The following is a 14,974-nucleotide window of genomic DNA, read 5'->3' as shown; positions in this document are numbered from 1 at the left end:
CTCGGGTAATGGGTGGGCGGTGGACGCCGGTCGCAGTCAGGGCAATAGATACCCGCATTGACCGGCGTGCCGCCCGGCTCGGGGAGCGCTCGGTTAACCTGCGGCTTTTGCCGCCTTTGGTGGACGCCCGCGCCGTGCCGCCGGTTTTTCGGCGACTTTGCGCGTGCGCGGTTTAGTCGTTTTGGTTTTCGGTGTCGGTTCGGGTTTTGGCCTGAGCTGGCGCGCTAGCTGCTCAATGTCTTTTCGAACGCCGATGGTGCTCTCTAACTGGATCGCACGCTGCAGGTGCGCCAGCGCCTCCGGCAGTTGCTCCGCATCACGCAGCACGTAGCCGGTGATTTTGTGCAGCTTCGCGCGCACGATGTCGGGCATATCCGCGCGCTCGGTCAGCGCGAGGGTGTCGAGCAGGTTCGACAGTTCGACCGGCTGTTTCGCACCGCGCAGGCGTTGCGCGGCCAGTGCCACCTCTTCGGCCAGAAGGTAAGGCGTCGGACGTCGACCGGTCGGCATGGTCAGGCCGTAGGTCATTGCATAACGGGCAATTTCCAGCGCCCCGGCGATATCGTCAGCATCGAGACGCCAGAGCATCACCGTCATGACGATATCATCCTGCGCGCCTTTGCCGTTTTCGAGGACGCCAGCGACCCACGGCAGATAGAACGGCAGCAGCTCGCGCTTTTTGTCTGCCTTGCGCTCATTGGATCGGATTTGTTTCAGAGTGCGGTTGTCTGCGGCCAGCTTAACGAGCATCTGCTCATAGGCAGTTGCATTGCGCAGCGGGACGGCAGCCCGCTGCGCTGTTTCAGAGGCCGAGACCCGCATCATGTGACGCGCTGCGGGACTCGTCATGGCTTACTCCCCGCTTTCCGGTGCTGCAGGTGCGGTGAAGTCACCGAGCTTGATGTTTTCAATCAGGCAACCGGCGGCGTAAGCCTCGACCACATAGTCAATATTCATTGACTCGTAGTTTTCTACGCGGTCTTTTTTCGGTTCTTCAATGATGGCGCGACGATGCGCGTCATCCATGAAGTAGATAGACAGGTTGTCGAGACGCGTCACCATCAGCGCATCTGCCGGGAAGTAAGGCACGCGCACGGCAGGCAGGTTGCCGATTCGCTTCTGGCTGATGATGATGTCAGCGGCCAGCGACTCGGTGTTTGCCTGCTCTTTGTTGACGATAGGGAAATACTTATCCGCCATCAGCTTACGCCCGGTGATGACAACCAGCTCCGGGTCATCCTGATAAATCTCGTCAATCAGGTTGCCGGTGGCATCCATGACCAGCGCGTCGAGGTTCGCATAGTCGCCGTTTTTACCCACGCGGATCACGTCGGAAATAACCGCGCCGTCCTCGTCGGTGATTTTGGACATCACGCGCGCTGGCGCTTCATTGCGGTACTTCTGCAGCCAGCCTGTCGCCACGTCCTGCAGCATCGGATTCTTTTTGCGGTCGGACGTCGCCGCGCGCTCGATGCCGTTGAAACCGGCCATGATGAAATCCAGCGACTGACGCTTGATAATGGCGTCACGGATACGAGTCTGGAAGTCCTGGAATCGCGCCCACAGGTCGAGCTGTTTGTAGCGGATATGGAAGTCAAAGTTAATCTGCGCGCACTCGTATTTGTTGGACTCCAGCGCGGTGAAATCTGCGGTCTTACGCTCGTCATCACCGGCGGTGTCGGCGGTGCTCGCAATCGTACCGTTAACGCCCACCCCGACTTTTTCGCCTTTCAGTTCGTCGACCGGCACGATGTTGATTTTGGTCAGAAACGCGGATGACATCTGCAGGGTGGTCATCAGGGTTTGCGTGACCGACGGCTCGACGGTGAATTTTTTCGCCACGTCGTCGGTGGAAACGCCGTTCAGCTCCGCGACGCGGGTCAGGTAGGCATTAAATTTGAAGCGGGTATCTTTACGCATGGTTTTTCCTGTTCGGGTAAAAGGGTTCAGGCCGGGCAGCACGCCCGGCGCGTTATCAGCAGTTGGTCAGCAGCTCGTCGCCCGTACCGCCTTTTGAAAGCTCGCGGCGCGGCTGGCTCTGGCTTTCGGTGTTATCGAGGGAGCTTTTCAGGGAGGTAAACGCCTGCGCGTTTTCATCGACTTTGCTGGCCACGTCGTGCTTAAGCTGTGCAAAAGCGGTCTCCAGCTCGGTGACGCGCTGGTCGGTAGCATTGAGGTTGGTCTGCACCTGCTCGGTGACGGTGGTCACCGCCTCATGCACATCAGCGAAACGGGCATCATCGCTGGCCTGCTTACGGCCAAAAATGGCTTTGACCTTATCGGTCAGGCTGTTGAGCATGGTGTCGGGGACGTCCTCAAACTCCAGCTCAGCCAGTGAGGCCACAGAAAAAACGTCGTCCGGCTGGTCTTTTTTACCGGCGAGCGGGTTCTGCGTGGCGCGGCTGCAGAATTCGAGGTATTCCGTTCCGAGGCTAGCCGGGTCATCGGTGACGGCCAGGCCAACGAGGTAACATTTGCCGCTGTTGGCAAAGTTCGGGCGGATCTCCATCGAGGTGTAAACCTTCTGACCGGCTTTCACCATGCTGACCAACTCGTCGAGCGGCTGGATTTTGCCAAACAGCGCTTTTTTGCCATCGAGCGCAGAGCCATCGCTGATAATCTCCGCCTTGAGCTCGGTCACATCGCCATAACGTTTAAACGGACTGTCAGGCATCAGCCCCCGGATATGTTCGAGGTTAATGCGGCAGCCGTAGACGCGGGGGTCGAACGTGTCGGCCATATCCTGAATATCATCGCCGCTGATGACGCGGCCATCGCAGGTGTCACCTTCGACGCCGATGCGAAACCATTTAGAGACTTTCTTTGCCATTGTTCAGGTGTCCTGATGTTGGGTTTTCGGGTCGGGTTTAGTTTCCCGACTCTGACCCGTATCAGCCACCGCTTACGATCTGATTAGATCTGACACAACAGGCACTTAGCGCTTATAACACCCCATTTCCTTAGCCTTGCCACGTAACACCAAAAACGAGGCAAGCATGACCATTTCAACTGACCTTTCACTGCTCAATGACCCGCGACGACAGGCGCGCCTGTTGTACTGGCAGGGGTTCGCCGTGCCGCAAATCTGCGACATGCTGCAGCTCAAGCGCCCGACCGTGCAGAGCTGGAAACAGCGCGATGGATGGGAAGAAACCGCGCCGATTAACCGCGTGGAATCGACGCTGGAGGCGCGACTTATCCAGCTCTACGCTAAGCCAGACCTGACCGCGCATGACTTCAAAGTCGCGGATTTTCTGTCGCGCCAGATGGAGCGGCTCGCGCGCGTTAACCGCTACGGCCAGACCGGAAACGAGGTGGATTTAAACCCCAATATCGCCAGCCGCAACAAAGGGGATCGCAAAAAGCCGAAACGCAATTTCTTCAGTGATGAAGCGATAGAAAAGCTGGAAGAGATTTTCTTCGACCAGTCGTTTGAGTATCAGCTCCGCTGGCATAAAGCAGGGTTAGAGCACCGCATCCGCCACATCCTGAAATCGCGCCAGATTGGCGCGACGTTCTACTTTGCGCGTGAGTCGCTCCTGCGCGCCCTTAAGACCGGGCAAAACCAGATATTTTTATCGGCGAGTAAAACGCAGGCTTATGTGTTCCGAAAGTACATCATCGCCTTTGCCCGTCTGGTTGACGTCGACCTGTCAGGCGACCCGATCGTCATCGGCAACAATGGCGCTGAGCTGATTTTTCTCGGGACCAATTCCAACACCGCGCAGAGCCACAACGGCGACCTGTATGTCGATGAAATTTTCTGGATCCCCAATTTTCAGAAGCTGCGAAAAGTCGCCTCGGGTATGGCGTCGCAATCTCACCTGCGCACAACCTATTTTTCGACCCCATCGACGCTGGCGCACGGCGCTTACCCGTTCTGGTCAGGCGAGCTGTTTAACCGTGGCCGCAGCAACCGCGACGAACGTGTCGACATCGATATCAGTCATCATGCGCTTGCCGGTGGTGTGCTGTGCGGTGACGGTCAGTGGCGGCAGATTGTTACCATTGAGGACGCGCTCGCCGGTGGCTGCACCCTGTTTAACCTCGACCAGCTTAAGCAGGAAAACAGCGCGGATGACTTCCGTAACCTGTTTATGTGCGAGTTCGTCGACGATAAGGCGTCGGTATTCCCGTTCGAGGAGCTGCAGCGCTGCATGGTCGATGCGATGGAGGAATGGGAGGACTTCGAGCCGTTCGCCGACCGTCCGTTTAACTGGCGACCGGTCTGGATTGGCTATGACCCGTCACACACCGGGGACAGCGCCGGGTGCGCGGTACTGGCTCCGCCGCTGGTTGCCGGTGGCAAGTTCCGCATCCTTGAGCGTCACCAGTGGAAAGGCATGGACTTTGCCGCGCAGGCCGAGGCCATCCGGGCGCTGACCGAGAAATACACCGTCGACTATATCGGCATCGATGCGACCGGCATCGGCCAGGGGGTTTACCAGCTCGTGCGCTCATTCTTCCCGGCGGCGCGCGCCATCCGCTACACGCCGGAAATGAAAACCGCAATGGTGCTGAAAGCAAAAGACACCATCAGGCGCGGGTGTCTGGAATATGACGCCGGGGCGACCGACATCACGCAGTCATTTATGGCTATCCGCAAAACCATGACCAGCAGCGGCCGCAGCGCCACCTATGAAGCCAGCCGCAGCGAGGAAGCCAGCCACGCGGATATCGCGTGGGCGACCATGCACGCCCTGCTAAACGAGCCGCTTTCCGCCGGTAGCGGTATGCAATCAAGTTCAATTCTGGATATTAACTAAGATGAAAAAACGCCAAAAGAAACAGCCAAAACAGACCAGCATGACCGCCAGCGCGCCGCAGAAAATGGAGGCGTTCACCTTTGGTGAGCCGTCACCCGTTCTGGATCGCCGCGACATCCTCGACTATGTCGAGTGCATCAATAACGGCAAATGGTACGAGCCGCCGGTCAACTTCTCGGGACTGGCAAAAAGCCTGCGCGCCGCCGTGCATCACAGCTCCCCGATTTACGTAAAGCGCAACATTCTGACCAGCACCTTTATCCCGCACCCGTTGCTGTCCCGTCAGGACTTTAGCCGCCTTGTGCTTGATTATCTGGTGTTTGCAAACGGCTATCTCGAAAAGCGCATGAGCGTGACCGGCCAGCTCCTGAAGCTGGAAACCTCCCCGGCCAAATACACCCGCCGTGGTGTCGAGGATGGCGTTTACTGGTACGTATCGAGCTTTACCAATCCGCACCAGTTCGCCCCCGGTTCGGTGTTTCATCTGCTTGAGCCTGATATCAATCAGGAGCTCTACGGGATGCCGGAATACCTGAGCGCGCTTAATTCCGCCTGGCTGAATGAATCCGCCACGCTGTTTCGTCGCAAGTATTATCAGAACGGCGCGCACGCGGGTTACATCATGTACGTGACCGACGCGGCGCAAAGCAGCACCGACGTCGAGGCGCTGCGCTCCGCGATGCGCGACTCGAAAGGGCTCGGGAATTTCAAAAACCTGTTTTTCTACGCCCCGAACGGGAAACCGGACGGCATTAAGATCGTGCCGCTGAGTGAAGTCGCCACGAAGGATGATTTTTTTAACATCAAGAAGGTGAGCGCCGCTGACCTGCTCGATGCGCACCGCGTGCCGTTCCAGCTGATGGGCGGCAAGCCTGAAAATATCGGCTCGATGGGCGATATCGAGAAGGTGGCGCGGGTATTTGTGCGTAACGAGCTGACGCCGCTGCAGGAGCGTTTCAAAGAGATAAACGACTGGCTCGGGATGGAGGTGATCCGCTTTAAGGATTACAACATCGAGACCGAGTAAACCCGCATAAAATGCCGCCTCCGGGCGGCACATCCTCAGAGTTCACCAGACGCCGTACACGCCACGCAACCCCGCAACCTCATCACGATTCAACCTCACCGCTCAGCACGCCCACACGACGCGCACAGACGCGCAAAATAAATCCTGTCACCACGTCTGGCGCGCAGTGCTATCCCCGCCTCGCCTGCGCGCTTAACGGGTCGCTTTTAATGCAGGTGCATCAGGAGCCCCGAACCGCGCCAGCGCTGGCGCTGGCTGGCAAACGCAGGAATAAAAATCGAATGCAAACTCATGCACCTGATGCATGCGCCGCTAAAAAAGCGAATAATTCGGGTCAAATTCCTCGCTTTTTGCCTCGACTTTTTTCATTGAGGCCAGAAAATCCATACCATCACTTAGCGACACCGGTCGCTCGTACTCAATCATAAAAACGCCGTCATAAGTGCGCCCCAGCCAGTACCCGCCGCCGCAATCTTTAGGCCGCTGGAAGAAAACCCACCCTCCGGGGCGGTAATACTCTAGGGTCTCACCCCGATAGACCACCTGAAAACCCAAGTCATGACCCGCCATAACCCCTCCAGAAATGCTAACGCCTCGCAGGGCTCGTTGTTCAACGCCACCGGCACTGAAAGCAAGTTCCAGCACCGGCGGAGTTTGTTAATGCAGCCAGCTATCGTCCTCCCATACCTGCTGCATAATTTCCATTACTCGTTTTTTATCTTCGTCCAGTTTCAACCCGCTTAGCTCAACACCATTCGCAGAACCTTTGCGAAAGCGGATCGCAGTCTTTGGGTAAATAGGTTGAAGATTGCGGTACAACTCAGCCTCAAGTGCATCCAACGTCGTTTGGCTAATTTTTTGCTCTTTATCCAGCGTGATATTGATTCTCATAAACTATTCAGCCTTATAAAAAATATCATCTTCGGTTTCGTTATTTTCGCTGTTTGCAAGATCCGCAATGAGAGTGAGAGCGAGCTTTAAGTCTGTTGGTTTGCAGTTTGCAATCAGAGATACCTCGGCAATAAATTGCACGCACGCCCACTTTTGTTGAGTTCGGCTGAAATGTTCGCCAACCATGAAATCCCTCCCATAGAGTTTTTACTGTATGTTTGTACAGTATCATGTATTAGCAAAAGATGGGAAGAGAAAAAAAACGTAAGAGTTATGTATGTGCATGATAAGGATGAATATTAGCTATCAATTTTTGTTGCCGCTTCGGCTAAAGCCGCAACGCGACTTAGAATCCGTCTGGCTTGAGACTGTTGTGACGGTGCTGCGGAAAATACCTCTCCTTTAGCCGTTCCACGCAACCATTTACCGTTAAAGCAACTTTTACCACCTGACATAAGGTGCAGGGCTTCGCCCCGGCTGATGGTGATGCCGGTTGTGAGATGTATCTCGTCGATAGTTTTCGACAAAGCTGCTTTTTGTTCGTCCGTTCCGTGGATGAATTTTCGTCTTTTTGACGGTTTTTGCTTCCTCAGTCGGCTCGCCAGCTCTCGTCTTTCTCGCCGACTCAGCGGTTTTGTTAAATCCAGTATCAGTGGATCGCTTTCGCTTCCCGTACAGTTATTGACAGAACTCCGAGAGGGCGCAGGAGCGCCCTTAACGTCAACGGCCAAATCAACGGCACGCTTCGGAACAATTTTCCACTGCGTGAGTCGGGTCAAAATCGGGGTGCCGGCACCGATAGCGGAATCGTATACGCCACGGATGCAGACGGTTTCCTCGCCGTACTGGTTAAACTCGGTGCGCGGCTCGTACAGCGTTCTCACCTGCAAATCATCGCGACGAACAAACGGACCACCCTGCGCATTAACGTAGCCAGCCCAATCACCGGCGTCGGCGGCATCATGGACAGCTGCAAACTCAACGCTTAGACCGTGCGCGGTCTCTGTGTCAGCGAGACGACGCAACTCACGGTAGATCGTCACCGGCGCACCACCGATAAACTGAAACTGACGGATGTGCCAGCGCGCCGCCCAAGCTGAAACGGCAGGCGCGGTCTCTTTCAGGAGCTCACCGCTTTCGTCATCGGTTTCACCATCGAGAGCATAGCCGTCGATGTTTTTTGAAATGTATTTAGCAACATAGCCGGTAGCGCTGCCCTTTTCCGGGTCGATGGCTTCGGCATGAAAGCGCGCCTTTTTGGCTTTGTCGCTTCTCAGTTCGTGGCGGTCTTCATCCCACGCATAATCACGAATGATGAGGCGCACGCGCTCAACGTCTTCCGGCAGCATGAACATAAGCATGTGCCAGTGAGGCGTCCCGTCGTGATGAGGTTCAGCAACACGGATGCCGAAAATGCGGATTTCTTCCCGGTGCAGTTTGGCGCGAATGCGCGCCCAAAGTCCGGTGAGATAACTTTGTGTGTCCGACGGGCTGGCTCCGTTCCATTTGCTGTTCCGGTAGCCTGCTTTAGTGGTAGCGTGATATTTAGACGGCGCAGTCAGGGTGTAAAACTCCCCGACATAACCGAGCTCATTGCAGATATTTTCAAACCCACGGATGCGGGTCATCAGCTCGCAGCGGCGTATCGCAGGGTTAGCGACAGAACCGTCGTATTTTTCAATCAAGCTGATGCGGTTGCCGTCTTCGTCTTCGAGATCCAGCCCCTTGAGAAATTCACGCGTGCGGCGCTTCTGCTCACGCCAGTCGGTCACGCAGTTTTTACTCGCATAGGCGTGTCGTTTCTTACTGACGTTGCCGACTGCAATTTGCAGATGTTCCCGCCATGACGCCGCAATGCGTCGCAGACGGCCACGCCACCAAACCTCATTAAACATGCGCATTACTGCCGGTGCTATCTCATCCTGACCGACATACTTTTTTGTCACGCGCTCCCAATGCGGCGGGGAAACGTTAAATTGCATAGAAATAAAACCGGCGCGCATGTACCAGGTATACAGCGTTTTAAGCTCGCTAAACCCAGCGTCATCATTGTCAGCCAGTTCAGCACGAATGAAATTAGCGATATCAGCGGCCAGCAGGTCAATATCGGCGCGCGACATATCAGGGAGGCGGTTATATCTGGCAACCATGTTGACCATACGTGACGCCATATATTGCATGATTTCAGTATCGAAATGACCACCGAAAACAGCGGCTGACACTTTGCTGTCGATGCCAGCGCACTCGTATTTTTTTGCGACCAGTTCCAGACGCGGCAATGCCTTTTTGCAGAAGCTGATTAAAAAAGCATTGGCTCGTTGACTGCCCTGATTTTGTTCCAGCACCGCAGCGGTGCGGTATACATCAAAACGCACGCACTCAGGCTGCAGAGAAAGCACCTTCCGCGCATGCAGCAAAGCCGCGAACATACGATCGCGGCGATGCTGTTGGTCATAGGTAAGATACGGGCTGGCTATTGCCGACCGTGGGGCATTCCACGGATAAGCATAAGCAACCGTAGAGCTATGCATTAGCGTCAGCCCCCTTAATGGCTGTAATGCATGGTTGGCCTATCTCTGCAGCATGCGCTTCGGCACAATTGCTAAACCCTGAACCTCCGTTTATCTGTGGGACGCAGTTAGCGCAAATTCCACATTGCCCGGCGTCGACGTGACAATAATGTCCACCGTCTGGCCTGTCTGATACAGTCCCACAACGGGGGCAAGGCGCTGGGGGCATAATTGATTCCCGGCATAAATCCCAAATGCCTTGTGCATTAAAACCCCCGTCGCACATATCGCTCATTGCGTCCAGTACGTGAGGCGGGATGTAGTCTGGCGCGGTCAGTGCTGCCAAAGCGATTTCAAGCACATGTTTATTCATCAGCGCTTCATTGCGGCGAGAGTCGTTAGCCTGTGAATCTGGCTTTATCCGTGCTGCCTTTGCTGTTACATGCGTAATCAACTGCTGTTTGGTGAATTCCATCAATCAATCTCCGGCAGGCGGTAAAGCTTAATAACCCGGCGTGAGTCGGCGTTAGGTGAAACAGGGTTGGCATTAAAGAGATAGCCGCAGCCGTGTATTTCGATGCTCCGTAATTCCTGATCGTCAGTCCATCCAAGCGGCTTCGCGGTCAGCACTGCTATTGCGATTTTCATTAGCGCCAAATCCATTTGAGGCACCGCTTGCAACGGGAAACACTCCAGAGCGAGGAGATTTTCCTTAGCCCTAGCGATTAACTGCTCTTTGGTGAAACGGCTTTCCTCGGTCAAATTTTGGATTGTCATATCGCCCCCATGTAGTGCTTCGATTTAAGTTCGGCGATTTGCTGACAGGTCACGCATAAAGCCACGCCCTGAATCGCAATGCGGCGCGCTTCCGGGATTGGTGCTTCACATTCTTCACAGATGAAACGAGAGGGCGCAGCGATACGGCTGCGCGCGTTGCTGATGTGGCGCTCGCGGTCTTCCTGCTCACGCTGTTGTGCTAAATCCATTGCATCGGCCATTAGTGCAGCTCCTGTGATTCATTCTCAAAGCGGGTTGCTTCACGGCGCAGCAGTTCGGCGGCTTCGATGCCGCTCATACCCTCTTTGGTGATGTGGATAGCCAGCGCCTCAAGACGCATGGAAACGGCGAGAGCTCGGTCTTTACGCTCTTCTTTTTTGGCATCGCTCAGCAGTACGGCCAGTGCATCGCTATCGGTGTGAAAGCTACGGGTTTCGGTATTACGCATAATTGACTCTCCTGATTTCGGGCAATAAGAAGCCCGGCGGGTTTACGCCATTAAATTTCTGTTTGGATTAATTCGGCATGGTTAGCCGTTTTGGAAATAAGCTCACCACTGCACGAAAATGATTCATCGCTGTAATCAATGCTTTTTTCTCGTCAGTAGTCAGCTCACTTAATTCGAGCTCATGACGAGCCGCCGGTATTTTTGCCAGAAAGAAAATAGCGGCCAGCGCCCGAGTATTTTCTTCAAATTGTGGATCGCGTTTATCGCGCATATCATCGACAAAACGCTCAACCTCTTTCCAGCTATCACCCCAATATCTCGCGCGTAATTCAGCTATGTGATTGAGACCAGCCAGACGCTCGCCAGCCTTTAGCGGAACATTCGCGGAAACAGCTTCGATAGCCATGATTTCCCCTGTTTTTTGGTGGACAGGTCAGCCAGTAAATCAGCCTGTGAGCGGCTCGGGTGCCAGCGCTTGCCGTCCTTACCTGCGATCCAGCCGTGGCCGAAGTGCATGCCGGGGCTTTGTTTAACTAGCAGAGACGCGAATGACGGTTCATTTTTCAGCATAAGCACCTCAAATCAGACCGAATGACGCGCCAATACCGCTCATGGTATCGACAACACTCGTCATTGCTGGATTGGTCTGCAAACGCGCATGCAGCGCCAGTGCCGACAAAGACAACATGCGAATACCAGAGTTAACGCTTTCAATCATGGTGTGCTTACGGGCAGAGGTCAGTCGCTCATCAGAGACCGCGCCGCTCGCCAGTTCTCCCAGCTCACGCATAGCACGCATGACGTAAGACTGCAGTTTGTCTTTCGCCAGTTCGTTGACCGGTACACATGGCAGGCAATGAATCTGAGCCAAAAAACCATCAACTAAGGCTGAGTCTTCGGTCAGGTCTGTCAGCAGCCATAACTCAGGCGGGGTGAGCTGGTGAGGCTGTTCCGGGTTGAGCTTGTTACGTAACGTCTGAACATTCATTCCCGCACGTTCGGCAAGCTTCGCCATGTTGTGACGTTGAGCGAAAGCACGACACGCATCGTCATAATGGGGATGTTTGGAAATCTGAAAATCAAACATGGTTAAGTTCCCTCTAACTTGCATAATCAAATTCAGTTAAGAGCGGTGCGCTGGTCGATGTAGCGACAATCGATCGCTTGTTGAGTCAGTTTGTCGCGCCATGCTTTTACGTTTACGAGGGTGCGGCTTCGTTTACCGGCTTCCTCTTTGTTGGAAAAGTCTTTGGTCGGAGCTTTAAGAAGAATGCCCTCATCAAGCCATTGCCAGACCAGACGCTCGCTAACGCCGCGAGTGGCGGCAAAGTCTTTCACTGTCATGGTGTCGGACATTGCAGAGCGAATCATTGTCTGCAGGGCTGGCAGCATTGCTGTAACGATGGCGTCAAACTGAGTCGGGTCTAACAGCACAGTTTGATTTTGTGAGTTTTGCGAGTCGTGCGTCGAGATTGATTTTGCATCTGACATATCGCATTATCTCCTGTTGTTTGAAATGTGGTGCAGTGGTGTGCATCTTGGTCGATAAGCGCCACTATAGATCGTAAAAAGTTATCTGTAAACACCCATAAAATTATCTGTAGGGGTTTTTATGAGTTCTGAACTCGATGTTCAGTGGCGTGTAGGTGCATCAAATGGCGTGTTAGAGCGCGTAATGTCAGCCTATGGCGTCAAGATGCAAAAGGATTTAGCTGACCTGTTGGGCATCGCTAAACACAGCGTTAGTGGCTGGGTTCAACGCGATGCAATACCCGGCAATGTCATAGTTAGGTGTTGTCTTGATACTGGTGCTGATATCAATTGGCTTGTAAGTGGTGAGCTTGCAAATGCAAAACATGAGCGAGTCGGTTGCAAGCTAAAGGGCAAAGAACTCTATGACGAGATCATGACGAACGGGGGCAAAACCGTTTTGCGCAGAATTCTTGATGCTTATGGGTTTACGATGCAAAAAGAGCTTGGTGATTTATTGGGTATTTCTTCCGGCACTATAAGCACTTGGGTCAGGCGTGACTTTTTCCCGGGCGATGTGGTGGTGACCTGCGCACTTGACACAGGCGTTTCGTTGGAGTGGCTTTCTACAGGCAAAGGCAAGATGCGAGACGGCAGGGAAAGTGAATCTCTTAGCGCCTTAACAGTAAGAAAATGTCGCCTTGAAGCTGGCGAGCTTAAAGATATTGGGCGTTGGACTCCAGACCTTACAATGGTTCCTGAAAACATTGATGAATTGATCTTTATTGATGGAGTAGGCGCATCTTGGCTTGTTGATTGTTCTAACTCAAAGATCGGTAATGGTCGTTGGCTTATTGGCATTGATGGTGCGCTCGATGTTTTTGATGTCATCAGGTTACCAGGTGGAAAGGTCAGGCTTTCAAATAAGTCTGCGGAGTTTGAATGTAATCTTTCAGACATCACACCATCAGGTGCAGTGATTTTTACTTTGGAAAAGCATGTTTAAGGAGCAGTTATGAAAAAGTTATTATTTTTGATGGCCGGTATCGCGCTTTCTTCCTCAGCCTTAGCCGCTGAGAAATTTAAAGAGATTGATAGTAAATCTCTTGGTGATAAATGGCCGCTTACCTTTGAACATGCAAAAGTATCCTGTGTAAATAGTCACTACGTTTTTGTTTATGACACTGATACGGATGAACGCTATCCCTTAAGCGGCATGGCTAAGAACGCCGTCAAGTCTGGAAAAATGGAAGGGCGAGATTTAAAAGAAGTTATAAAAAAAGACCCTAACGATCCATTAGAACGAGCTGATATTGCTCCTGTTTTCAGTGAAGCCATTGCGCTTTGTGAATAAAAATATTTGGCCTCGGTGTAGCTATGACAGTTAGTAAGCAAAAAAACGGTAAATGGTTATGCGAGCTTTATCCAAACGGTAGGGAAGGTCGGCGTATTCGTCGGCATTTCAATACAAAAGGTGAGGCCGAGGCATTCGAAACATTTACGAAGAATGAAAGTGAGGACAAGCCTTGGCTCGGCAAGAAAGAAGATCGCCGACGCTTAAGCGAGTTGATTCAACTCTGGCATAACCTGCACGGACAAGCTTTAGTCGCCAGTAAGTCGCGGTTAGCAAAGCTGCAAATTGTGTGTAACGGTTTGGGCGACCCAATTGCATCCCGCTTTACCGCTAAAGATTGGGCTCATTACCGCGACCGTCGACTCCGTGGTGAAATAGACAATGGATATCATAAAGACCCGGCGAAATGGGTCGCCAAACCAATAACCGTGAATCGTGAGCAGCAATATCTTATAGCTGTGTTTAATGAGCTGCGGCGGTTAGGGGAGTGGAGTTTACCCAACCCACTGGAAGGGGTACGCGTATTCAAAGAAGCCGAGAAAGAAATGTCCTGGCTAACTCTTTCTCAAATCCCTGAGCTGTTTCGAGCCTGCGAGCAATACGGCAAAGAGGATCTCACGATGATTGTCAAAGTCTGTCTTGCAACCGGCGCAAGATGGGGGGAGGCCGAGAGATTGACGCGGCCTCAACTCTCTCCCTGCAAACTGACTTTCACAAAAACCAAAGGTAAGAAAAATCGCACCGTTCCCATTCCTAAATGGTTGTATGACGAGCTAGCCGAACGTCAGGGCAGAATGTTCAAGCCCTGCTATCAGGAGTTTAAAAAGATGCTCAAACTCACGAATATCGAGCTAACTGAAGGGCAAAAGACGCATGTCCTGAGGCATACATTTGGTGCGCATTTTATGATGAACGGCGGAAACATACTGGTACTGCAGAAAATCCTCGGACATTCCAACATTCGCGAAACAATGAGATACGCGCACTTTGCTCCTGACCATTTAGAGCAAGCCGTCTCTCTCAACCCTCTTTCTCTCTATGTTGGCGACAATATGGCGGCAGAGGTTGCATAACACTACAATTCGCTGCATTAAAAATTAACTTAACTAGTTGTTTTTTATGGTAAGTGTATGTTTTTGAAAGGGTGTTATTAGGAGCGTCTGAACTAAGATTCGCTTAAGCGACATCCTGTTAGAAAGGGCTGGCCGAAAGGCTGGCCCTTTTTTTATCCCATCGCACCTCTCGAGTTAACCCTTTCGTCATAAATCATTTACAATGCTTGCCTCTTGAGTGGAGGGGAAGTGGATAACGTACTGCATCAGCCTGACCGGAAACGCGCAGCGGCATTGATCGCGCTGTTTGCGATCCTGCTGATCGTGGTGGCGCCGCTGATCTCCGTCTCGTTGCAGAAAGATCCCATGAGCGCCATGCCGGGCATGCATCATGACATGAGCATGATGTCGATGGACGAGCATCACGGCGATATGCCGCACTCGATGCCTGTCGACCATGCGGAAGCCTGTGGCTACTGCGTGCTGTTAGCGCATGTCCCTGGCGTGATGCTGGCGCTGATCGTCTTGCTCAGTGTGGTGCTGCAGAGGCTTCGCGTTAAGCCGCCGCGTCAGGCGGTCAACCACTGGCACTTCTTCCCCTGGCTTTACCCGGATACCCGCGCGCCGCCGCGGCAGTCTGCTTTTTCCCTTTAAAAACAAAATCGATAACTTTTTGCCT

20 protein-coding genes are annotated in these 14,974 nt (G+C 53.1%); 6 read left to right on the top strand and 14 right to left on the bottom strand.

Going from position 1 to position 14,974, the window contains the following annotated elements; translation table 11 throughout:
* Positions 1-93: 93 nt before the first annotated feature.
* The 3 genes from UR504_RS07355 to UR504_RS07345 are packed head-to-tail and all read right to left on the bottom strand — an operon-like array spanning position 94 to position 2,830.
* Complete coding sequence (locus UR504_RS07355; protein ID WP_320739537.1) at positions 94-849, bottom strand: terminase endonuclease subunit; 756 nt, start codon at positions 847-849, stop codon at positions 94-96.
* 3 nt (positions 850-852) lie between these two features.
* On the bottom strand, positions 853-1,920 hold the full coding sequence (locus UR504_RS07350) for a phage major capsid protein, P2 family (protein ID WP_320739535.1): 1,068 nt from the start codon (positions 1,918-1,920) through the stop codon (positions 853-855).
* A gap of 55 nt (positions 1,921-1,975) precedes the next feature.
* A complete protein-coding gene (locus UR504_RS07345) occupies positions 1,976-2,830 on the bottom strand; it encodes a GPO family capsid scaffolding protein (RefSeq protein WP_320739534.1) in 855 nt (284 codons plus the stop codon).
* A 166-nt stretch (positions 2,831-2,996) separates the two neighbouring features.
* On the opposite strand from UR504_RS07345, the gene UR504_RS07340 reads away from it, so the two are divergent.
* A complete protein-coding gene (locus UR504_RS07340; RefSeq protein WP_320739533.1) occupies positions 2,997-4,766 on the top strand; it encodes a terminase ATPase subunit family protein in 1,770 nt (589 codons plus the stop codon).
* 1 nt (position 4,767) lies between these two features.
* Positions 4,768-5,793 carry a phage portal protein gene (locus UR504_RS07335; RefSeq protein WP_270654990.1) on the top strand — a complete coding sequence of 342 codons (1,026 nt, stop codon included), beginning with the start codon at positions 4,768-4,770 and terminating at the stop codon, positions 5,791-5,793.
* A 312-nt stretch (positions 5,794-6,105) separates the two neighbouring features.
* Here UR504_RS07335 and UR504_RS07330 read toward each other — a convergent pair whose 3' ends face one another.
* The 11 genes from UR504_RS07330 to UR504_RS07280 all read right to left on the bottom strand — a co-directional run bounded on the left by UR504_RS07330 (position 6,106) and on the right by UR504_RS07280 (position 11,910).
* Positions 6,106-6,363 (bottom strand): hypothetical protein, encoded by a 258-nt coding sequence (locus tag UR504_RS07330; protein WP_320739531.1) that lies wholly within the window; start codon positions 6,361-6,363, stop codon positions 6,106-6,108.
* A gap of 87 nt (positions 6,364-6,450) precedes the next feature.
* Complete coding sequence (locus UR504_RS07325) at positions 6,451-6,684, bottom strand: DinI family protein (protein ID WP_063960142.1); 234 nt, start codon at positions 6,682-6,684, stop codon at positions 6,451-6,453.
* Between the two features lie 3 nt (positions 6,685-6,687).
* Positions 6,688-6,870: a hypothetical protein gene (locus UR504_RS07320; protein ID WP_023209082.1), complete on the bottom strand. Its 183-nt coding sequence runs from the start codon at positions 6,868-6,870 to the stop codon at positions 6,688-6,690.
* 113 nt (positions 6,871-6,983) lie between these two features.
* Positions 6,984-9,215 carry a replication endonuclease gene (locus tag UR504_RS07315; RefSeq protein WP_320739529.1) on the bottom strand — a complete coding sequence of 744 codons (2,232 nt, stop codon included), beginning with the start codon at positions 9,213-9,215 and terminating at the stop codon, positions 6,984-6,986.
* A gap of 453 nt (positions 9,216-9,668) precedes the next feature.
* The gene (locus tag UR504_RS07310; RefSeq protein WP_320739528.1) at positions 9,669-9,971 is read right to left on the bottom strand and encodes a hypothetical protein; all 303 of its coding nucleotides are present in this window, start codon (positions 9,969-9,971) and stop codon (positions 9,669-9,671) included.
* Positions 9,968-10,192: a TraR/DksA family transcriptional regulator gene (locus UR504_RS07305; protein WP_311023062.1), complete on the bottom strand. Its 225-nt coding sequence runs from the start codon at positions 10,190-10,192 to the stop codon at positions 9,968-9,970. Before UR504_RS07305 ends, UR504_RS07310 begins: the two co-directional genes overlap by 4 nt.
* Positions 10,192-10,419, bottom strand: a complete 228-nt coding sequence (locus tag UR504_RS07300; protein ID WP_320739526.1) for a DUF2732 domain-containing protein — start codon at positions 10,417-10,419, stop codon at positions 10,192-10,194. Before UR504_RS07300 ends, UR504_RS07305 begins: the two co-directional genes overlap by 1 nt.
* A gap of 67 nt (positions 10,420-10,486) precedes the next feature.
* Positions 10,487-10,825: a DUF5347 domain-containing protein gene (locus UR504_RS07295; RefSeq protein WP_000963462.1), complete on the bottom strand. Its 339-nt coding sequence runs from the start codon at positions 10,823-10,825 to the stop codon at positions 10,487-10,489.
* Complete coding sequence (locus UR504_RS07290; RefSeq protein ID WP_320739524.1) at positions 10,789-10,989, bottom strand: phage filamentation protein Fil family protein; 201 nt, start codon at positions 10,987-10,989, stop codon at positions 10,789-10,791. Before UR504_RS07290 ends, UR504_RS07295 begins: the two co-directional genes overlap by 37 nt.
* A 7-nt stretch (positions 10,990-10,996) precedes the next feature.
* Entirely contained in the window at positions 10,997-11,506 is a 510-nt protein-coding gene (locus UR504_RS07285) for a phage regulatory CII family protein (RefSeq protein WP_023333087.1), read from the bottom strand.
* Positions 11,507-11,538: 32 nt separating this feature from the next.
* Positions 11,539-11,910: a hypothetical protein gene (locus tag UR504_RS07280; protein ID WP_023333086.1), complete on the bottom strand. Its 372-nt coding sequence runs from the start codon at positions 11,908-11,910 to the stop codon at positions 11,539-11,541.
* 121 nt (positions 11,911-12,031) lie between these two features.
* On the opposite strand from UR504_RS07280, the gene UR504_RS07275 reads away from it, so the two are divergent.
* From UR504_RS07275 to UR504_RS07260, 4 genes are all read left to right on the top strand, one after another.
* Positions 12,032-12,895 (top strand): phage repressor protein CI, encoded by an 864-nt coding sequence (locus UR504_RS07275; RefSeq protein WP_320739521.1) that lies wholly within the window; start codon positions 12,032-12,034, stop codon positions 12,893-12,895.
* A 9-nt stretch (positions 12,896-12,904) separates the two neighbouring features.
* Positions 12,905-13,243, top strand: a complete 339-nt coding sequence (locus tag UR504_RS07270; RefSeq protein ID WP_320739520.1) for a DUF2511 domain-containing protein — start codon at positions 12,905-12,907, stop codon at positions 13,241-13,243.
* A gap of 23 nt (positions 13,244-13,266) precedes the next feature.
* Complete coding sequence (locus UR504_RS07265) at positions 13,267-14,316, top strand: site-specific integrase (protein ID WP_063960130.1); 1,050 nt, start codon at positions 13,267-13,269, stop codon at positions 14,314-14,316.
* Between the two features lie 228 nt (positions 14,317-14,544).
* Positions 14,545-14,949 carry a DUF2946 domain-containing protein gene (locus UR504_RS07260; protein WP_111964891.1) on the top strand — a complete coding sequence of 135 codons (405 nt, stop codon included), beginning with the start codon at positions 14,545-14,547 and terminating at the stop codon, positions 14,947-14,949.
* Positions 14,950-14,974 lie beyond the last annotated feature (25 nt).

Source organism: Enterobacter sp. 241F3, from assembly GCF_034106785.1.
In the GTDB taxonomy this organism is placed as follows: domain Bacteria; phylum Pseudomonadota; class Gammaproteobacteria; order Enterobacterales; family Enterobacteriaceae; genus Enterobacter; species Enterobacter vonholyi.
The sequence above is the reverse complement of the archived record's forward strand: the minus strand, read 5'-3'. Positions and strand labels throughout refer to the sequence as shown.